Here is a 23047-nt window from a genome sequence, read left to right as displayed (position 1 = left end):
CGCCGGAGCCGCGATCGGTTTCGGCGCGGTAGAGAGCTGTGCCGGGAGAGGGTTGCGCGGGGATGTCGGAAGCAGTGGGCTCGGTGGGGTTGTCACCCGCGCAGCAGGCTCTGTGGTTCGCCCAACGCCTCGACCCCACGGGTGCCGCCTACAACACGGCGGAGGCCGTCGAACTGCGCGGACACCTTGACGCCGGTGCGTTCCTGCAGGCCCTGGCCGTCGTCACCGGTGAGGTCGAGGCCCTTGGCACAGTGTTCACCGCGGACGGCGACGGCCAGTTCCCCGGCGCGGTCGAGGTCCCGGTCGAGGTCGTCGACCTGAGTTCGTCCGCCGACCCGATGGCGGCCGCCCGGCGCTGGATGGCTGAGGACACCGCTCGGCCGGTCGACCTGGTCACCGGTCCAGCGGCCGCCGAGGCCCTGCTCGTGCTCGGCCCCGAGTGGCACCTGTGGTACCAGCGGGCGCACCACATCGTGCTCGACGGCTACGGGTTCTCCCTGGTCGCGCGCCGGGTCGCCGAGGTGTACCGGGCACTGGTGTCCGATGTGGACCCCGGCGTGCGCCCCTTCGCCCCGGTGCGCGACTACGTCGCGGAACAGGAGGGGTACCGGAGTTCGCCGCGGTGGGCGGCGGACCAGGAGTGGTGGGCGGCGCGGGTCGCCGACCTGCCAGAGGCGGTGTCGCCCAGGTCCTCGTCGCGGTCTGCGGACACGGCGGTGGGGTTCCGGCGCGCGCGGGGGAGCGTCTCGCTGGACTTGGATCCGGCGTACGGGGCCGCCATCGTCGCCGCGGCGGTGGCACTGGTGGTGCACCGGGTCACCGGGGCGGACGAGGTGGTGCTCGGACTGCCGATGATGGGCAGGCTCGGGTCGGTGTCCGCGCGCATCCCGACGACCGCGGTCAACGTGCTGCCGCTGCGCGTCGCGGTCGCGCCGGGGCGGACCACGGGCGACCTGATCGCGTCGGTGCGGGCGGAACTGCGGGCGATCAGCGCGCACCAGACCTACCGGGGCGAGGACGTGCGGCGTGACGCGCACCTGCTCGCGTCCGGGCGCAGGCTGGTGGGTCCGTGGGTGAACCTCAAGCCGTACCGGGCCGCGCTCGACTTCGGCGACCTTGAGTCGGTCGTGCACTACCTGTCGGCGGGGTCGGTAGAGGACCTGTCGGTCACGGTCTACAGCGCGCAGGGGACGCTGGAGGTCGAGGTCGACGGAAACCCCGCGCGCTACGGCGCCGAGGACCTCGCCCGGCTCCGCGACGCCTTCACCACCGTCCTGACCGGCCTCGCCGCCGCGGATCCCGCGACGCCGACCGGCCGGTTGGGGCTCTTGGACCGTCCGGCGGCGCTGGTCGGCCCCGAGCTCGCCCGGCCCGCGCGGGGGCTGGCGGAACTCGTGGCCACGCAGGCGGCCAGCACGCCGGACCGCGTCGCCGTGCGCGACAACGCCACCGAGCTGACTTACAGCCAACTGCTCGCGCGGGCCGGGGCGATCGCTGCCCTGGTACGTGAGGCAGGTCCGGAAGCCGTTGTCGCGGTAGCACTACCTCGTACTGTGGACCTCGTCGCGACGCTGCTGGCGGTAGCGTCGACCGGGGCCGCTTACCTCCCGCTTGACCTCGGCTTCCCTGCCGACCGCATCGAGTACATGCTCAACGATGCCGCGCCGGTCTTGGTGATCGACCCTGCCAAGCTCGACGGGCTCCACGCGGCCGAGTTCTCGCCCGTGGCCGTGCGGCCGGACCAGGCCGCGTACATCCTCTACACCTCGGGCTCTACGGGCCGCCCCAAGGGCGTAGTGGTGCCATCAGGCGCGTTGGCGAACTTCCTGCTCGACATGGTCGACCGGTTCGCGCTCTCGTCCGATGACGTGTTGCTCGCGGTTACCACGGTCGGCTTCGACATCTCCGCACTCGAACTGTTCGTGCCGTTGTTGTCCGGAGCGACTGTCCAGCTCGCGGACTCGGCGAAGGACCCGTCGCAGTTGGCGTTGACGATCGCCGATGGCGTTACCGCCATGCAGGCCACACCGTCGCTGTGGCAGGCATTGCTGGCCGCCGAGCCCGACGCGGTTGACGGACTTCGGGTCTTGGTCGGTGGAGAGGCTCTACCAGCGGACGTCGCAGATGCCTTACTCGCACGGGCTTCCAGCGTCACAAACCTGTACGGCCCCACAGAGACCACGATCTGGTCGACCGCGTGGCAACTCGGTGATGGCGGGACCCCGATCGGCCTGCCTATCGCCAACACCAGCGTGTACCTGTTGGACGCGGCACTCAAGCCTGTCCCAGACGGTATGCCGGGCGAGCTGTACATCGCCGGTGACGGCTTGGCGCGCGGGTACCACAACCGGCCTGGGCTGAGCGCGGAACGCTTCACCGCAGACCCGTTCGGCACACCGGGCACGCGCATGTACCGCACAGGCGACCTTGCGTTGCGTGACGCCCACGGGGTGGTGCACGTCCTCGGCCGGGTGGACCACCAAGTGAAGGTGCGCGGGTTCCGCATCGAGCTGGGCGAGATCGAAACAGTCCTCGGGCGGCACCCCTCGGTAGAGCAAACGGTCGTGGTAGCCCATGGGACTGGCCTGTCCCAGCGACTCGTGGCCTACGTCGTGCCTACGGTTCCCGAGGACTTGATGTCGTGGGCGCGGACAACGCTACCGGACTACATGGTGCCGTCCGCGTTCGTCGAACTTGACGCGATTCCGTTGACGCCCAACGGGAAGGTCGACCGTAAGGCGCTACCAGCTCCTGAGGTTGTCGGCGGCGGTAGGGCACCGCGTAACCCGCGCGAGCGCGCCCTGTGCGACCTGGTCGGCGACGTGCTGGGTGTGCGGAGCGTTGGCATCGACGACGACTTTTTCGCCCTCGGCGGAACCTCCCTGTTGGCCACCAGGTTGAGCGTGCGGGCCCGGACCGAACTCGGCGTCGAGCTGTCGATCCGAACCGTGTTCGACGCGCCGACCGTGGCCGGACTGGCGGCCGGCCTTTCGGTCTCCGTCGCTGTCGACGGCCCACGTGCCTGCGCGCGACCCGATCGAGTACCACTCTCGTTCGCGCAGCGGCGGTTGTGGTTTGTGTATGAGCTGGACGGCCCGTCCGCGACCTACAACATCCCACTGGCGCTGCGATTCGACGCGGCCATCGACGTCGACGCGTTGCGCCTTGCGGTCGCGGACGTGGCCGAACGGCACGAGTCGTTGCGGACGGTGGTAGCCACCGACGCCGACGGGATCGCGTACCAGGTCATCGGAGGCGCGTGGCCGGTTGTGGTCGAAGGCGGATCTATCGGTTCCGCGGCGCGGCAGCCGTTTGACCTTCGTGCCGAGGCACCCCTACGGGTACACGTTGTTGGCCGGGTCGTTGTTGTTGTGGTGCACCACATCGCCGGGGACGAGTGGTCGCTGGGGCTCCTAGTGGCCGACCTGGGCGCCGCCTACTCCGCTCGTGTGGCCGGGTCTCAAGGCGAGCCGGCCACATTGCCGCTCCAATACGCCGACTTCGCTGTGTGGCAGCGGAGTTCGACGCCCGACGGGCTGGACTTCTGGGCATCCACCCTGCGAGATGTACCCGATGAGATCGGCCTGCCCGTCGACTTCCCCCGACCGGCGCGGGCATCCCACCGCGGTGGCACGGTGCCGCTGGACGTCCCGGCCGACCTGCACACCGCCGTTCGCGGCCTGGCGGAGCGGTCCGGAACCAGCGTGTTCATGGTCCTGCACGCCGCACTCGCCGCGCTGTTGTCCAGGCTCGGAGCGGGGCCGGACATCGTGATCGGCACACCGACCGCGGGCCGGGTCGATCCCTCGGTCGACGCGCTGGTCGGGTTCTTCGTCAACACCGTTCCACTGCGCACACAGATTCCCGGTTCTGTGTCGTTCCTCGAGCTGCTGTCCCGGGTTCGGGGAGCTGACCTGGCGGCGTTCGACCACCAGAACACGCCGTTCGAGTCGCTGGTCGAGACACTGGCACCACGTCGATCGGCCGGTCGGCACCCCTTGTTCCAGGTGCTGTTCGCTTACCACCCCGCGCTTCCATCACCCGACGGGTTCACCGGCCTGCACGGGACCGCCGAGTTGGTGCACACGGGGACAGCCAAGTTCGACCTGACGGTAGACCTGTCGGAATCCTCGAACGGTTTAACCGGATTCGTCGAGTACGCCACAGATCTATACTCGGCAGGGACCATCTCGGCCTTCGCGGACCGGTTCATCGGGTTCCTGCAGGCGGTGGTCGGCGCACCGGAATCCCTCGTATCCTCGGTCGACGTCTTACGCGAATCCGAGCGAACAGCCGTCACCTCGTTGTGGCAAGGCGCTCAAGTCGACATCCCCCAGGCCACCATCCCGTCGCTGTTCGCCGCCCAGGTCGCCGCTACCCCCGACGCTCTCGCCGTCATCGTCGACAACGATATTTCGTTGACCTACCAGCAACTCGACGCCCGAGTCGCCACCCTGGCCACCGCCCTCACCTCCGCAGGCCCCATCGTCGGCGTCCTCCTGGAACGCTCCGCCGCCCTCATCGTCGCCCTACTCGCCATCCAACGCGCCGGAGCCGCCTACCTACCACTCGACCCGTCCTACCCCCCCGACCGCCTCACCTTCATGCTCACCGACGCCTCGCCTTCGGTGGTCATCTCAACCCCCGACATGCCACCCGTCGCCACCCCCACCCTCCTCCTCAACCTCGACGGCACTTTTCCACATACCGCTCCACCACCCCCAGCCACCACTCCGCCTCCGTGGCCCCTAGGCGCCCCCCACGCGGACGTTGCTCCGGTTTCGCCCCCGAGCATCCCTGACACGAGCGTCGCTCCAGCTTCACGGCCCCTGGGCGTCCCCAACTCGGCCGCCGTTTCGGTTTCCTTGACCCGTACCGACGCTGCTCCGCATCCGCTGTCCCCAGACGTCACCCACGCGAACGCCGCTGCAGATCCTTTGTCCCCGAGCGTCATTCGAATGGACACCCCTCCAGTTCCGTTATATCCGGACGCGATCGACACACGTGCCACCTCCGGTCCGCTGCCCCACGGCGGCACCCGCTCGGACACCACCTCCGCCCCGCTGTCCCCCAGCATCACCCACAGGGACACCACTTCGGACACTCCCGCAGCCGCTCCATCCACAGAATCCCGCTATAACCCCAATTCATCCACAGCTCCAGCTCACCCCTTCCTCGCCAACGCCACCGCCGGTAGACTGGACCAGGGACGCCCCCCGGGATGGGTGGGGGCCGCCTGGCGTGAGGTTGAGGCCTGCGGTGGGCGGTTTGTGGGCGGCGCGGGGGATGGGGCCGCGTATGTGATTTATACGTCGGGGTCGACGGGGCGACCAAAAGGCGTGGTGGTGCCGCAGTCGGGGATTGTGAACCGGCTGTTGTGGATGCAAGCCGAGTACGGGCTCGCTGTGGGGGAGCGGGTGCTGCAGAAGACGCCCGCGAGCTTCGATGTTTCGGTGTGGGAGTTCTTCTGGCCGTTGATCTGTGGGGCGACGGTGGTGTTCGCGCGGCCGGGTGGGCATCGGGAGCCCGGGTACCTGGCTGAGGTCATTGCTCGGCACCGGGTCAGCACTGTCCACTTTGTCCCGTCGATGTTGCGGGCGTTCGTGGCGGGCGCGCCGCGGGTGGCGGGGTTGCGGCGGGTGTTGTGCTCGGGGGAGGCGTTGCCCGCGGATTTGCGGGACGAGTTCCGGCGGGTGTCGCGGGCCGAGTTGCACAACCTGTACGGGCCCACCGAGGCCTCGGTGGATGTCACCGCGATGCAGGTGCCCGATAGCGGCGGGGTGCAGATCGGGCGACCGGTCTGGAACACACAAACCTACGTTCTTGACGCGAACCTCAAGCCGGTGCCGCCGGGGGTACCGGGCGAGTTGTACCTGTCGGGTGTTCAACTCGCGTGGGGTTACCTGAACCGGCCTGGGTTGACGGCGGAGAGGTTTGTCGCGAATCCGTTCGGGGGCGGGCGGCTCTATCGCACGGGTGATCTCGCCCGGTGGGCCAACGGCGTGTTGGAGTACCTGGGGCGCGTCGACGACCAGGTGAAGCTGCGTGGGTTCCGCATCGAGCTCGGTGAGGTCGAGGCGGCGATGACGGCCGTGCACGGCGTCACGCACGCGGTGGCGGCGGTCAAGCAAGACAGGCTCGTCGGGTACGTGGTACCCGCTGAGTCCAGTGCACAGGTTAAAGACGCCTTGGCGAAGGTGCTGCCTGGACATCTGGTGCCGTCCGTTGTTGTTGGACTGGACAGCATTCCTCTCAGCCCCAGCGGCAAGACAGACCGGAAGGCCCTACCGGAGCCGCAAGCGCAGAGTGAGTCGACTCGCGGGCCGCGTAACGACACCGAGAAGTTCCTGTGCGCGGCTTACGCCGACCTCCTCGGCCTACCCCAGGTCGGCGTGGACGACGACTTCTTCACGCTGGGCGGCCATTCGCTACTGGCGACGCGGCTGGTCAACCGGGTTCGGACCGGGCTCAACGCCGAGCTGTCTGTGCGCGATGTGTTCGAGGCGTCCACCGTGGCTGCGCTTGCCGTGCGTGCGAACGTCATCGATGTGGACAGGCCCGTCCTGGGCAGTGTGGCCCGACCGGAGCGGGCTCCGTTGTCGGCCGCGCAGCGGCGGTTGTGGTTCGCGTTCCAGGTCGAAGGGCCTTCGGCGACCTACAACATCCCGTTCACCGCCCGGCTCAACGGCGCAGTGGACGTGCACGCCCTCGACAGTGCGTTGCGGGATCTAGTGGCCCGACATGAGAGCCTGCGTACGGTTCTTACCGACACGCATCAGGTTGTCACCGACCGCGCGCCAGAGCTTGAGGTCGTGCGACTGGTCGATGCCAACCAGGTAAGTCGGGCGGCCGAGCACGCGTTTGACCTGAGCGCGGACATCCCGATCCGGGCGTGGCTGTTCACCGAGGCCGACGCGTCCGTGTTGCTGGTGCTGGTGCACCACGTCGCCGCCGACGAGTGGTCAGAGGCGACGTTGTGGGCCGAACTCGGCGCTGCCTACGCCGCGCGCCGGGACGGGCGGGAACCGGGGTTCGCGGCGCTGCCCGTGCAGTACGCCGACTACGCGGTCTGGCAGCACGCCCTACTCGACGTCGTCGTCGACACCCAGCTCGCCTACTGGCGGCGCGCGCTCGACGGCCTGCCCGACGAGATCCCGTTGCCGACCGATCGGCTGCGTCCCGCCGCGCCGGACCACCGGGGCGCCCGCGTGCACGCGGAGATCGACGCCGACACGCACCGCGCGCTCGCGGCCGTCGCGGCGGAGCGCAACGCGTCCCTGTTCATGGTTGGGCACACCGCTCTCGCGGCGTTGCTGACCGGTCTCGGGGCGGGCACCGACATCCCGGTCGGGGCACCGGTCGCCGGACGGGTGGACGACCGGCTCGACGGCCTGATCGGCTTCCTGGTCAACACCGTCGTCCTGCGCGTCGACACCTCCGGCGACCCCACCTTCGCCGACCTGCTCGCCCGCACACGCGGTACGGACCTGGCCGCGTACGCCCACCAGGACGTCCCCTTCGACCGCGTGGTCGACGACCTCGCCCCGGAGCGCCTGCTGGGCCGCAACCCGCTGTTCCAAACCATGCTCGTGCACCGCGCGGCGCCGACAGCGCGGCCTGGTCTTCCCGGGCACGGCGGCGCACACGAGCCGGTTGAGTTGAGCACCGCGAAGGTTGACCTGACCGTGACCTTGGCCGAGCGCGCCGAGGGCGGCGTTGACATCACCGTCGACTACGCCACCGCCCTGTTCGACCGGGCCACCGCCGCGGATCTGGCCTGGCGGTTCACCCGGGTGCTCACCGCGATCGCCGCCAACCCGGCGGCCCGACTATCCACAGTGGACGTACGAACCCCCCGCGAGCTGGCGTGGCCCACCGACGCGGCCCCGCTGCCGTACGGCCCCCGCACGTTGCCGGAACTGCTGGCCGCCCAGGTCACCGCCCGTCCCCGCGACACAGCCCTGGTGGCCGACGAGACCCTCACCTTCGCCGAACTCGGCGCCCGAGTTCGTCGGCTGGCACACCACCTGGTGTCGCTGGGGGTCACCCGTGAGGACATCGTCGCCGTCGCCCTGCCACGCACGGTAGACCTCATCGTCGCACTGCTCGCGGTCATCGAGGCGGGCGCGACCTACCTCCCGCTGGACCCCGACTACCCGCGCGCCCGGCTCGACCACATCCTGGTCGACGCCGAACCCGCCCTGCTGATCACCGACAGCCTGATCACCGATCTCCGCGTCGTGCACCCGCGTGATCCGGCGATCGCCACCCAGCCGGACCGGCCGTTGAGCCCGGTGGACCCGGACTCGGCCGCGTACGTGATCTACACGTCCGGGTCGACCGGCCTGCCCAAGGGCGTCGCCGTGGCGCACCGGCAAATCACCGCCCTGTTCCACGCCAACCGGGCCGCCGTGTTCGAGCCGGTGTCCGGTGGCGCGCGGTTGCGGGTCAGCCACGGCTTCTCGTTCGCCTTCGACGCTTCATGGCAGCAACTGCTGTGGCTGCTCGACGGCCACGAACTGCACCTGCTCACCCGCGACGAGTACGCAGACCCGGCCTCTTACCGCGCAGCGGTCACCGAACGCGGCATCGACTTCGTCGAAGCAACCCCCAGCACCATGGCCATGCTGGTTGATGAAGGCCTGCTCGATAGCGGCGTTAAGGCTGTTGCGATGGGCGGCGAGGCGGTGCCAACGGCGCTGTGGGAGCGGTTGAGAGGTGTAACCGCGTTCGACTTCTACGGACCGACCGAGACCACGGTCATGGCCACTATGGCCGCTATCACCGGCGACACCCCCACCATCGGTAGTGCTGTCGCGGGCTCTACCGCGTACGTGCTCGACGACCGGTTAAACCCTGTCCCGACCGGTGTCGTCGGAGAGCTTTATGTTGGCGGTGAACAGGTTGCGCGCGGCTACCTCAACCGACCTGCCCTTACTGCCGAGTGGTTCGTGGCCAACCCGTTCGGTGACGGCAGGCTCTACCGCACCGGTGACCTCGTGCGGCGTGGCCGTGACGGTTCGCTGCGGTTCGCTGGGCGGACCGACGATCAGGTGAAGATCCGCGGCTTCCGGGTCGAACTGGGCGAGGTCGAGTCGGCGCTGTCCGCGCTTCCCGGTGTCCGTTCGGCCGTAGTGGTTCTGCGCGATCGTAGGCTCGTCGGCTACGTCACCCCGGCTACGGTCGATACGACCAACGCCCGCGCGGCGTTGCAGGCTGCCCTGCCCGAACAGGCCGTACCGGGCGCGATCGTCGCGCTGGAGCAGTTGCCTCTTACGGTCAACGGCAAGGTCGACCGGAAAGCCCTACCGGACCCGGACTTCACCGTCGTCGTCACTGCTCAGCAGCCGGAAACCCCGGCGGAGAAGGCTTTGATGGTCATCTTCATGGCCGTGCTCGGCCTGCCGTCGGTCGGTGTGGACGACGACTTCTTCGCCATCGGTGGCGACAGCATCGTCTCCATCCAGCTCGTCACCGCCGCCCGCGCCGCCGGTTTCACCATCGGCCCCCGCGACGTTTTTGAGCGGCGCACGGTCAGGGCCCTCGCCGCTCTTAGCGCCACCGAGTCGACTCGCCTGATGAGCTCACCGACCGGAGATCTCCCATTCACGCCGGTTATGCGAGACCTCATCGCGCGCGGTGGCCCCATCCGCCGATTCGCGCAGACCACCGTCCTCGTCACCCCCGGCGACCTCACCGAGGGCACGCTGCGGCTCGCCATCGACCGGGTCCTCAAGACCCACACCCTGTTCGGCGCCCGCCTCACCGGCATCGGACTCACCGTCGACCAACCCCCGACCGCCGACGCCGTCCTGCGTGTCGGACCACTGAACCTCGACGAGGCCATCGACACCCTGGACCCCACATCGGGTGCCATGGTCGCGTTCCGCTGGGACGGGTCGCGGCTGCTCATCGTCGCGCACCACCTCGTGATCGACGGCGTGTCCTGGCGCATCCTCGCCGACGACCTCGCCGCCGCCTGCCACGGCGACCTTGCCCCCGAGTCCACCCCGTTCCGGTTGTGGTCACGCGAGCTGGTGGCGCTACCGCGCGACGAGTTCTGGCAGGACTACCTCGCCGCACCGATCCAGCCCTGGGGGACGGTCCCGGCCCGCGATACCGCTGGGCACACACGCACGGAACGCGTTGAGCTGGACCCACACACCACGTCCACGTTGCTCACGGTCCTGCCCAGGCGGTTCGGTGTAGGTGTGCGCGAGGCCGTCCTCACAGGCTTCGCCGGTGACCGACCAGTGCGTGTAGACGTAGAAGGTCACGGCCGCGAGGAACAGGTCGTCCCCGGCGCCGATCTCACCCGCACCATCGGCTGGTTCACCAGCCTGCACCCACTCCGCCTTGACCCAGGCACCGGTGTAACCGCCCTGAAGAGGGTCAAGGACCAACTGCGCGCACTACCCGACAACGGCATCGGCTACGGCCTCACTGGTGGCCCTACGGCAGAGGTCCTGGTCAACTACCTCGGCCGGTTCACCCTTGACGGCCGCCCGTGGACCCCCGTGCCCGATGCCAACGCGCTCGGTGGCGGTGTCGAGCCAGACATGCCGTTGAGCCACCCCATCACCCTTAACGCTGCCGTGGAGGACCGGCCGGACGGCCCTGTCCTTGTCGCCGAATGGGTATACGGGCCCAACGCGTGCGCGGACATCAACGTGCCTGCGCTCGCCGCGCGGTGGGCGGCGGCACTGGCGGGGCTTGCCGACGAGGCCAACAGGGCTGACACGGTCGAGCACACCCCGTCCGACTTCCCGCTCGCCACCCTCACACAGTCCGACGTAGACGCACTGGGCGCTGACTACCCGACACTGACCGACATCCTGCCGCTGAGCCCGCTACAGACCGGGCTGCTCTACCTGGCCGAGATCAACGACGTCTACACGGTCCAACTCGTTCTGGACCTCGACGGCACCGTTGACCCCAGTCGACTTCGAGCGGCCGTTGGTGCTGTCTTGGACAGTCACCCCAACCTGCGCACCTCCTTCCGCACCACAGACAGCGGCGTCCCGGTCCAGGTGGTCTCACCTCTCGTGGAGATCCCGTTCCAGATCGCCGATGACCTGGACGAGTTCCTGACCGCCGATCGGGACCGAGGCTTCGACTTGGCCGCCGGGCCGCTGATCCGGTTCACCTTGGTCGGCTCGCGGCTGGTGATCACGAACCACCACCTCGTGCTGGACGGCTGGTCGGGCCCACTGCTCGTGCGCGACCTCATCGCCGCCTACGCCGGCACCGTCCTGCCCGCGCCCGGCGACTACCGCCTCTACCTCGCGTCCCTCGAGAACCGCGACCCGGAGCCCTGGCGGGCCGCGCTCGACGGGCTCACCGAACCCACGATCCTCGCGCCCGGTGTCACAGCCGCCGGTGCGCCGCACGAGGTCACCGTGCCGGTTCGCGGTGACCTGGCCGAGATCGCCCGCGCGCACCGGGTCACGGTCAACACCGTGGTGCAGGTCGCGTGGGGGTTGACCCTGGCCAAGGCCCTCGGGCGCGACGACGTCGTGTTCGGCGCGACGGTGTCCGGCCGCTCCGGCGATGTCGATGGCATCGCGGACATGGTCGGCCTGTTCATCAACACGGTCCCGGTGCGGGTCCGGCTCGACCCCGCCGAGGCCCCGGGCGCGCTGCTGGCCCGGGTCCAGGCCGAACAGGCCGCGCTGATTGAGCACCACGACGTCGGTCTCGCCGAGATCCAGCGCACCGTGGGCCTGGGCGACCTGTTCGACACGCTCCTGGTCGTCGAGAGCTACCCGCTCGCCGACCAGGCCGCTGACGCCGAGCTGCGGGTGACCGGTGCCGTGGGCCACGACGCCACCCACTACCCCGTCGCCGTAGTGGCCCACCCGGGGCAAGACCTCCGTTTGCGCTACCACGGCGAAATCGGTGACCTCGCCGACCGGTTCGCGACCGTGCTCGACAAGCTCGCCACGGTCGAACGCGTCAGTGAGGTCGACACACTCACCGAGCTTGAGCGGCTTACCGTGCTCGGCACCTTCAACGACACTGGCTTCACCAGCACCGGGGAGCCCGAGGTCACCCGCACGTTGACCGCCATGGTCACCGAGCACATGACCACCACGCCGGACGCCGTTGCCGTTGTCGACGGCGACCGCCGACTCACCTACCGCGAGTTGGACACCCTTACCGCCTCTCTTGCCGCGAGGCTGCAAGCGGAGGGCGTCGGCCCGGAGACCACCGTTGGCATCGCCTTACCGCGTTCGGCTGAGATGGTCGTGGCACTTGTCGCGGTCCTTCGCGCGGGTGGCGCGTTCGTCCCAGTCGACCCGACCTGGCCCACTGATCGCCGCGACCGGGTCGTGGCCGACTCCCGGGCGGTCGTTGCCATCACCGGCCGTGAGCCGGTCGTGTTGCACGTCCCCACTGTCCACATCGACCTCGACGACTGGCAGTTGCCGCTCGCCACCCCGGATCCCGTGGCGATCGACGGTCTCGGCCTGGCCTATGTGATCTTCACGTCCGGATCGACCGGGGTCCCCAAGGGCGCGATGATCCGCCACGAGGCCATCTGCGCCCGCCTGCACTGGCAGCTCGGCCTGCTCGGCTTCGGCCCCGACGACGCGACCCTGTTCAAGGCGCCGCTGGCGTTCGACATCTCCATCAACGAGATCTTCCTGCCACTGGTCGCGGGCGGCCGGGTCGTCATCGCCACCGCAGGCGGCGAACGCGACCCGAGCTACCTGCTCGATGTGATCGACACCGAACGCGTCACCTTCGTCTACCTGCCTTCGTCCATGCTGGACGCGTTGCTGACGGTGGCAACCGAGCCTGGCTCTCTCTCCGGCCTGCGACATGTGTGGTGCGGCGGCGAGGTTCTTACCCCGGACCTGTTCGACCGGTTCCGCCACAGGCTCGACACCACGATGTACCACGGATACGGGCCTGCCGAGGCCACGATCGGTGTGTCGCACGTGGTCTACCGCGACGCCGCTGAACGAATCGCTACCTCGATCGGTAAGCCCAACCCGAACACCCGCCTCTATGTGCTCGACTCGTACCTGCGCCCTGTCCCGGTTGGGCAAGCAGGTGAGCTGTACGCGGGCGGTTACCTACTCGGCCGTGGTTACGTCAACGCGCCCGGCCTCACAGCGGGACGTTTCGTCGCGGACCCGTTCGGCCCTGCGGGCGGGCGCCTCTACCGCACGGGTGACCTCGCCCGGTGGAACGCCGACGGGTCCCTCGACTTCGTCGGCCGCGCCGACAACCAGGTCAAGATTCGCGGGATGCGTCTCGAACTCGAAGAGGTCGAGGTAGCCCTGTCCGGTCACCCTGCGGTCCGGCGCGCTGTTGTCCGCGCTGTTGTCCGCCCTGTTGTCACTGTCCGCCGCTCGTCGCTCGTGGCCTACATCGTCCCCGACAGCGACGTGACCACGACGCAACTGGCAGGCTGGGCGCGATCGGTTCTACCGGACTACATGGTCCCGTCCGCGTTCGTGCTGATGGATGAGCTACCCACCACCGTCAACGGCAAGGTCGACCGCGCAGCCCTACCGGAGCCGGAACGTGTCACCACCGGCACCCGCGCGCCCATCACCGGCGCAGAGGCCGCACTCGTCGGCCTGGTCGCCGACATCCTGGGCCTCGACACCGTCAGCGCCGATGACGACTTCTTCGCGCTGGGCGGCGACAGCATCGTCTCGATGCAGCTCGTCGCCCGAGCACGTGCGGCGGGTATCCGGTTCACGACCCGGCAGGTCTTCGAGACACGCACCATCGCCACTCTTGCCGCCGTCGCCGAACTTGACACGACGGCGGTAACAGTCGCCGATGACGCTACCGGCCCGATCCCGCTGACTCCGGTCATGCGCGAACTGCTCGGTCGCGGCGGCCCGATCAACGGCTTCCACCAGGCCCGGCTCCTGCTCAGCCCCGCCGGCCTCACCGTTGACCGCCTCACCACCGCTGTCGCGGCCGTCCTGGACACCCACGCGGTTCTGCGCACCCGCCTCACCGACGAGGCCCTCGTCGTCGCTGAGGCGCCCCAAGCGGTCACCCGGATCGATGCCACCGGCGTCTACGGGCCACAGTGGACGACGGTCCTGCGCGCGGCCACCGACCGGGCGATCGCCGAACTCGATCCGGTCGCGGGCGTGATGGTCCGCGTCGTCTGGTGCGACCGGGGAACCGGTGAACCCGGCCGACTGCTGATCGTCGCGCACCACCTGGTCATCGACGGAGTGTCCTGGCGAATCCTTGTCCCCGCCCTGGCCGCCGCCGTCAACGGCGAGACGCTCACCGCACCCGGTAGGTCTTTCCGAGGTTGGGCTACCGCGCTCGGTGAGCAGAACCGGGACACGGAGATCCCGGCCTGGCAGGAGATCTTGGCCCCCGCACACAGTCTTACCGCCCGGCCTCTCGACCCGTCTCTAGACACGGTCGGCACCGCGCGCACTCTCACCGTCACCATCCCCGACGCGCCCATCCTGCTCGGACCGGTCCCGGCCGCCTTCCACACCGGCCCCACCGAGGTGTTGCTGTCCGCGTTGGCGACGGCGGTAGGAGAGCCCATCGTCGTCGACCTCGAAGGACACGGACGCTCCGACGATGTCACCGAGACCGTTGGCTGGTTCACCGACATCCACCCGGTACGGCTAACTCCTGCCGGTAACCCCGCCGCGACTCTTAAGCTGGTCAAGGACGCCGTCCGTACGATCCCCGGCGACGGCCTCGGCTACGGCTTGCTGCGCGACCGTCTTCCTGCCGCCCCCCGGGACATCCTGGTCAACTACCTCGGCCGGATCGGCGCGGGGGAGAGCGGCGACTGGTCCACCGCCCCCGAGGCGGCTGGACTGACCAGCGGGGCCGACGCCGCAATGCCGGTCGGCCATCCCATCGCACTCAACATCCTCGCCGACGACTCGACCCTGACCGCGCACTTCGCCTGGGTCGGCGCGGTCGACGACGAGACCGTGCACGCCCTCGCCAACCGCTGGGCCGCCGCTCTGACCGAGTTGGCGCACACCGGCGGCGGCGGGCACTCCCCGTCGGACTGGCCGCTCGCCGGGCTCACCCAGGCCGAGGTCGACGAGATCGACGCGGGCTACGACCCGGTCGACGTGTGGTCGACCACGCCGCTGCAGGAGGGGCTGCTGTTCCTCTCCCGCTTCGACGAGTCCGAAGTGGACGTCTACACCACGCAGCAGGTCCTCACCCTGCGCGGAACCGTGGATGGCAATCGTTTGCGCGCGGCCGCGCAGGCCACCGTCGACCGGCACGACCCGCTCCGCGCCGCGTTCCCGACCCTGGCCACCGGCCGCCTCGCCCAGGTGATCACCCGGCGGGTCGACGTCGCCTGGCGCGAGGTGACCGCAGACTCCGCCGCCGAGTGCCAGGCGTTCATCGACACCGAGCGGGCCACCCGGTTCGACCTGGCGGCCGCGCCGCTGATCCGGTTCCTGCTGGTGCGGTTGCCCGGTGACCAGGCGCGGCTGGTGGTCACCAACCACCACGCCATCCTCGATGGCTGGTCGACCCCCCTGCTGGCCCGCGAGTTGTTCACCCGCTACGCCGGGCAGGAACCGCCCGCCGTCCGCTCTTACCGCGAACACCTCGCCGATCTCGCCGCCCGCGACCACGTCGCCGCCGAGGCGGCTTGGCGCGGCGCGCTTACCGGGCTCGATGAGCCCACCGTGATCGCCCCCGATGCGGCTCGTACGGGCGTGCTCCCCAGGCAGCTCGACTTGGAGCTGCCCGCTGACACGGTGCACGCGCTAACCGCCACCGTTAGGCGCGTCGGGGTCACCCTCAACTCGGCCGTGCAAGCCGCTTGGGGACTCGTGCTCGCGCAACACACCGGCCGTGATGATGTCGTCTTCGGTGCCACCGTGTCCGGTCGCGACGGCGACATCGACGGCGTGACGGCGATGATCGGCCTGTTCATCAACACCGTGCCCGTCCGCGTGCGGCTCGACCCCGCCGAGTCGCTGTCCGGGCTGCTGACCCGCCTGCACGTTGAGCAGGCGGGTCAGCACGACCACCAGCACCTCGGCCTGGCCGACATCCAGCGCGTGGGCGGGATCGGCGAGCTGTTCGACACGCTTACCGTGTTCGAGAGCTACCCCGTCGACGCTGACGCCCTCGAACGCGCCGAGACCGCCGCCGGGTTCCGCGTGACGCAGGTGGAGGGCCGCGACGCCACGCACTACCCGTTGACGTTGTTGGTGCTCCCCGGTGCCCAGACGACTCTTACCCTGCGCTACCGCCCGGACGTCGTAGACGAGCTCACCGCGCGAGCCCTGCTCGGTCGGCTCGCGCATGCCCTCGACACGATCGCGACCAGCCCGACCCAGTCCGTGGCGACGGTGTCGCTGCTGACCTCCGATGAACAGCGCAAGGTCCTCACCGACTGGCAGGGCTCAACCGTCGCCGTGGACCCCACCACGTTGCCTGCCCTGTTCGCGGCAAGAGTCGCCGACAAACCCGACGAGACCGCAGTCATCGTCGATGAGGGTTCCACGCTGACCTATGCCGAGTTGGACCGTCGGGTCGGCGTGCTCGCGGGGGCTCTCGTCACGCGGGGCGTTCGACCGGGCTCGATTGTCGGCGTGCGGTTGGAGCGGTCGGCGGCGCTGATCGTGGCCCTGCTCGCCATCCAGCGGGCGGGTGGCGCGTACCTGCCGCTGGACCCGGAGTACCCGGCCGACCGGCTCGCCATGATGATCGCCGATGCCGCCCCCACCGTGGTGATCGCGACCGAGCCAGGCGGCAACACCCTGGTCGTCGACACCGACGGCATCCCGGCAGACCTGGCCGTACCGCTTACAGCCGAGGTCACCACCGAAGATCGCGCCGCGTATGTGATCTACACGTCCGGGTCGACCGGCAAGCCCAAGGGCGTCGTGGTGCCGCAGTCCGGCATCGTCAACCGGTTGCTCTGGATGCAGGCCGAGTACGACCTCACGCCGGGGGAACGGGTGCTGCAGAAGACCCCGGCCGGCTTCGACGTGTCGGTGTGGGAGTTCTTCTGGCCGCTGATCACCGGCGCCACCCTGGTCTTCGCCAAGCCCGGCGGCCACCGCGACCCGGCGTACCTGGGCGGGGTCATCGACCGCCACCAGGTCACCACGGTCCACTTCGTGCCGTCCATGTTGCGCGCTTTCGTCGCCGACCCAGGCGCCCGGACCACATCCCTGCGGAGGGTCCTGTGCTCCGGAGAGGCGCTGCCCGCCGACCTGTGCGACGAGTTCCGGCAGGTCTCCAACGCCGAACTGCACAACCTCTATGGTCCGACGGAAGCCTCGGTCGATGTCACCGCCATCGAGGTCCCGTACGCCGGAACTGTCCCCATTGGACGACCGGTCTGGAACACACACACCTACGTTCTTGACCCGTTCCTGCGGCCGGTGCCGCCGGGCGTACCGGGTGAGCTGTACCTGGCGGGTACTCAACTCGCATGGGGCTACCTGAACCGGCCTGCACTCACCTCGGTCAGGTTCGTCGCCAGTCCGTTCGGCCCAGGTCGCCTCTATCGGACCGGTGATGTGGCGCGTTGGGGCGACGGCGTCCTCGAATACCTCGGCCGAGCCGACGACCAGGTCAAGCTGCGCGGGTTCCGCATCGAGCTCGGCGAGATCGAGGCGGCGTTGTCCGCCCACGACAGCATCACCCACGCCGTTGCCGCTGTCGTGGACGACAGGCTCGTCGGCTACCTGATCGGCGATGTCGACACCGACTCGCTTCGCGCGGACCTGGCCAAGACGCTGCCCGACCACATGGTCCCGTCCGCGTTCGTCAGCCTCGACGACATCCCTCTTACCCCCAGCGGCAAGACCGACCGGAAGGCCCTACCGAAGCCCGACTTCGCCGCCCTGGTCAGTGACCGCGAAGCCGACACCGACATCGAACGCGTGCTGGTCGACCTCGTCGCCACCGTGCTGGGCCTGCCCGCGGTGGGCGTGGACGACGACTTCTTCACCCTCGGTGGCGACAGCATCGTCTCGATCCAGCTCGTCGGCCGCGCTCGTGCCGCCGGGATCAGGTTCACCCCGCGCGATGTCTTCGAGCGCCGCACGGTCGCGGGGATCGCGCTGGTCGCCGAGTCCGATCAGCGCGCCCCCGAGGTCGACGGTGATGGGATCGGCGCGGTCCCGTTCACCCCGATCATGCGCGACACCCTCGCCCGTGGCGGCCCACTCGACCGGTTCTCCCAGGTCAGGATGTTGCGCGCCCCTGCCGATCTCGATCTCGACCGGCTGGTCCAAGCGGTGGAGGCGCTGCGCGCCAAGCACCACATCCTGCGTGCGCGCCTCACCGACGACGGCCTCGTCGTGCCCGACTACGCCCCGGCCGATGTGGTGCGCCGAGCCGAAGACGGTCTCGACCCGGCGCAGGTTGCCGATGAGCTGGATCCCCGCGCGGGGGTGATGTTCAAGGTCGTCTGGTTCCAGGCCCAAGGCAGGCTGCTGTTGGTAGCCCACCACCTCGTCGTGGACGGCGTCTCCTGGCGCGTCCTGGAGCCCGACCTCGTCAAGGCGTACAGCGGCGCGGCCCTGGATCCGATCGGCACCTCCTTCCGCCAGTGGGCAATCGGGCTCACTCAGGCCGACCGCAATGCCGAGCTTGACCACTGGTCCGCGCTCGCGGCCTGCTCGGGGACCCTGATCGCGTCTCGCGCGGTCGACTCCCGCGATACCGTCGCCACGGGGCAAGAGCTGCGGATGACGCTGTCGGCGGAGGACACCCTGCCGCTGCTGACTACCGTGCCCGAGCAGTACCACGGCACCGTCAACGACATCCTGCTCGCAGGTTTGGCCATCGCGGCGGCCACTTACGGCAACTTCGCCCGGGTCGTCGATGTCGAAGGGCACGGCCGCGAGGAACAGGCCGTGCCTGGGGTAGACCTGTCGCGCACGGTTGGCTGGTTCACCACCGTCTATCCCGTCCGGCTCGATCTCACCGGTATCGCTGTCTCCGCCGTTGACGCTGCCGTGAAGCGGGTCAAGGAACACCTACGCGCCGTCCCGGACAACGGAATCGGATACGGCCTCCTCGGCGACACCGGTATCCCTCGCCGCGAACTGCTGTTCAACTACCTGGGCAGGTTCGGCGGCGGCGAGTCCGGACCGTGGACAGCGGCACCCGAGGCGGCCGCGCTCGGTGGCGGAGTGCACCCGGACATGCCCATCTCGCACGCCATCCAGGTCAGCGCCGTCACCATCGACAGCCCCAGCGGTCCGAGGTTGACCGCGACCTGGGCGTGGGGCGGCCACGTGGTGTCCGAGGCCGCCGTGCGGGAGCTGGCCGAAGGCTGGTTCGCCGCGCTGCGCGCGATCACCCGGGGTGACGGGGGCGGCCACACCCCGTCGGACCTGACCTTCAGTGACCTGTCGCAGGACGAACTCGATGAGTTCGAGTCGGAGTGGAGCCAGTGAACACGCGCAAGCCCGGGTTGGAAGACGTCCTGCCCCTTTCCCCGCTGCAGCAAGGCCTCTTGTTCCACAGCGAGTACGGAACCGAGACCGACGACCCCTACCTGGTCCAGTTCGTGCTGGACCTGGACGGGCCACTGGACGCCGTGGTGCTGCGGACCGCCGCGCAGGCCCTCATCGACCGGCACGCCAACCTGCGCGCGTGCTTCCGACGCCGTAAGACCGGCGAATTGCTCGCCCCAGTCCCGCGCGAGGTAGCGCTACCGTGGCGCGAGCAGGACGTGACCGAGTCCGAATGGGACGGTGTTCTCGCCGCAGACCGCGCCGAGCGCTTCGACCTCGCCCAGGCCCCGTTGCTGCGAGTCCTTCTCGCACGTCTTGGCCCGGACAGGCACCGGTTGCTGTTGACCTACCACCACATCTTGCTGGACGGTTGGTCCACCCCGCTGCTGGCCAAGGAACTCTTCCTGCTTTACACCGCCCACGGCGACCCCACGAAACTTCCGACCGTCCGTCCATATAAGGACTACCTGGCGTGGTTGCGCGGTAAGGACAACGAGGCCGCCCGTGCTGCCTGGTCCGAGTCACTGCACGGCTTGGATGAGCCGACGCTGCTAGCGCCCGGGGCAGACCCGTCGGGCGCCGCCGACCAACAGCCCATCCCAGTGCCGGACGGCCTCTTGGCTCAACTCGCCGCGCTCGCGCGATCGACCGGCGTCACCCTCAACACCGTGATCCAAGCCGCGTGGGCGTTGCTGCTCGGCCGCACGCTCGGCCGCGATGACGTCGTGTTCGGCGCGACCGTGTCCGGTCGCCCGGCGGACCTGCCCGGCGTCGAGTCAATGATCGGCCTGTTCATCAACACGGTGCCGGTCCGGGTCCGGCTCGACCCGGCGGAGACGGTGGCCGCGCTGCTGGTTCGAGTGCAGGCCGAGCAGGCCAGGGTGATGGACCACCAGCACCTCGGGCTCGCCGACATCCAGCGCGCGGCCGGGATCGGGGAGCTGTTCGACACGCTGACGGTGTTCGAGAGCTATTTCGTCGACACCGCCGCTCTGGACCGGGCCGAGTCCGCCACCGGTCTGCGGGTTCGCGCGGGGGAGACCCGGGACGCCACGCACTACCCGGCGACTCTTGTCGCCACCGGCACCGACTTGCTGCTCAAGTACCGCCCCGGGCTGGTCGATCCACACACCCTGTCGGAACGGCTGGTCAGGATTCTTACGGCTGTCACCGATTCCACTACCGTCGTCGCTCGCATCGACGGCCTCTCCGACGACGAGCGCCACAACGTCACCGAGCGTTGGAACCCCACCGGAACCGTTGGCGCTACCGCCACCATCCCGGCCCGCTTCGCCGAGCAGACCGTGCGCGCGCCACGGTCGACAGCCCTTGTCGCGGGCGACGACCGGTTGACTTATGCCGAGCTGGACGTGCGCTCAGACCAACTCGCTCGCGTGCTCATCGAGCGTGGCGCCCGCCCTGGCGGGATCGTCGCTGTGTGCCTGCCCCGGTCGGCTGACCTGGTTGTCGCCGTGCTGGCCGTCCTCAAGTCCGGCGCCGCCTACCTGCCACTCGACCCCGACTACCCGCAAGCCCGGCTTGACCTCATGGTCGCCGACGCCGCACCGACGCTCGTAGTCACCGACCGGGCTTTCGACTTGCCCACGGTATCCCCGACAGACAGTGTGGACGGCCCACCGCCGCAGGTAGCGCTAACTCCGGATCACCCGGCTTACGTCATCTACACCTCCGGGTCCACCGGTACTCCCAAGGGTGTTCTCGTCCCGCACCGCAACGTCGACCGGCTGCTCACCGCCACGGACCACTGGTTCGACTTCGGCGCCGACGACGTGTGGACTCTCTTCCACTCTTACGCCTTCGACTTCTCCGTGTGGGAGCTGTGGGGAGCGCTGCTACGCGGCGGGACTCTCGTCGTCGTCGACCACGCCACCAGCCGTTCCCCCGAGGCGTTCCTCGACCTACTCGCGCGCGAACGCGTCACCGTGCTCAACCAGACGCCTTCGGCGTTCCACCAACTTGACGCCGCCGACGCCGCCCGGGGCGGTGTGGACCTCGCGCTGCGGTACGTCATCCTCGGCGGTGAGGCCCTGGAGCCGCGCAAGCTGACGGGCTGGTACGACCGCCACGCCGACGACGCCCCGCGTCTGGTGAACATGTACGGGATCACCGAGACCACCGTGCACGTCACCTACCTCCCCCTGACCAAGAGCATCGCCACCGAAGGCACGCCGGACATCGGTCTCCCCATCCCGGACCTCCGGTGTTACGTCCTCGACAACAGCCTCGGCCTGTCCGCACCGGGAGTCGTCGGCGAGCTTTACGTCTCGGGAGCCGGTCTCGCCGACGGCTACGTCAACCGCGCCGGGCTCACGTCAACCCGATTCGTGGCCAACCCGTTCGGCTCCGGTCGCCTCTATCGCACGGGTGACCTCGCCAGGTGGCGCGAAGACGGCACCCTGGAGTACTTCGGCCGCGCGGACGGTCAGGTCAAGCTGCGCGGGTTCCGCATCGAGCTGGGCGAGATCGAGGCAGTCCTGTCCGTGCACCCAGCCGTCGCGCACGCGGTAGCCGTAGTGCGCGAAGACAGGACAACCCGGCTCGTCGCCTACATCGTCCCCACTGCTCCTGTTGACAGCGGCGAGCTCCGCCGCTGGGCGGGGCGGGATCTACCAGAACACATGGTGCCCGCCGCGTTCGTAGTGCTCGACCGCATCCCGTTGACCCCCAACGGCAAGGTCGACCGCAAAGCCCTCCCCGCACCGGACTTCGCCGGGCTCACCACCGCGCGACAGCCCGAGACCGAGACCGAACGCACTCTGGCCGCCGTGTTCGCCGAGGTGCTTGGCGTGCCCTCGGTCGGCATCGACGACGACTTCTTCACCCTCGGCGGCGACAGCATCATCTCGATCCAGTTGGTCAGCCGCGCCCGCGCCGAAGGGCTCCGGTTCTCCCCGCGGGACGTCTTCGAGCGGCGCACGGTCGCCCGCGTCGCCGAGGTCGCCGCCGAACCGGCCCCGGTCGTCGCGTCCCAGGGCACCGGGACCGTCCCGCTGACCCCGATCATGCGCGAACTCCTCGGCCGGGGCGGCCCGTTCACCCGCGTCGCCCAGGCCCGCCTGCTCATCGCGCCGCCTGGCCTGACCCTGGACCGGCTCGTCGCCGGCGTCCAGGCCGTCGTCGACACCCACGACATCCTGCGCGCGCGTCTGGTTGTTGACGCTCTCGACGTCCGCTCGAACCTCGATGCCGCGCCTCTTGTTCGTCACGTCGACAACACCGACTACGCGGGCGAGGCCGTCCGGGCCTACGGCGAACTGGACCCGGCGGCGGGGGAGATGCTGCGGGTCGTCTGGTTCGCCCCCGACCGGGTGCTGGTCGTCGCGCACCACCTGGTGGTCGACGGCGTGTCCTGGCGGATCATCGTGCCCGACCTCGCCGACGCCGTCGCGGGCAAGCCGCTCGCCCCGGTCGGCACCTCGTTCCGCGACTGGGCGCGTGCTCTCACCACCCAGGACCGCGCCGCCGAACTCGACCACTGGCGCGGCCTTCCCACCGGCGGCCGCCAGGTCGTGCCCGCTCGGGACACCGTCGCCACCGTGCGGTCCGTCCGGGTGTCGATCTCG

At 69.5% G+C, this 23047-nt stretch carries 2 protein-coding genes (1 of these 2 running past the window's edge); both read left to right on the top strand.

Translation table 11 applies throughout. The annotated features are described in order from the left end of the window. Positions 1-62: 62 nt before the first annotated feature. Positions 63-19403: a non-ribosomal peptide synthetase gene (locus H504_RS0131065; protein ID WP_084468457.1), complete on the top strand. Its 19341-nt coding sequence runs from the start codon at positions 63-65 to the stop codon at positions 19401-19403. Continuing rightward, positions 19400-23047, top strand: partial view of a non-ribosomal peptide synthetase gene (locus H504_RS37915; protein ID WP_051386445.1) — the 5' portion only. The gene runs 5625 nt beyond the window's last position; 3648 of the gene's 9273 nt are visible here — the first part of the coding sequence; it begins with the start codon at positions 19400-19402; its stop codon lies off the right edge, out of view. The genes H504_RS0131065 and H504_RS37915 overlap by 4 nt, the downstream gene beginning before the upstream one ends.

Origin of the sequence: Actinokineospora inagensis DSM 44258, from assembly GCF_000482865.1 — a bacterium.
Classification (GTDB): Bacteria; Actinomycetota; Actinomycetes; order Mycobacteriales; family Pseudonocardiaceae; genus Actinokineospora; species Actinokineospora inagensis.
Note: the sequence above shows the minus strand (reverse complement) of the source record. Positions and strands in the feature narration are given on the sequence as shown.

What these genes read in the sequence shown, in the direction of transcription:
- H504_RS0131065 (WP_084468457.1), top strand. Translation starts at nt 63, where the DNA reads ATGTCGGAAGCAGTGGGCTCGGTGGGGTTGTCACCCGCGCAGCAGGCT.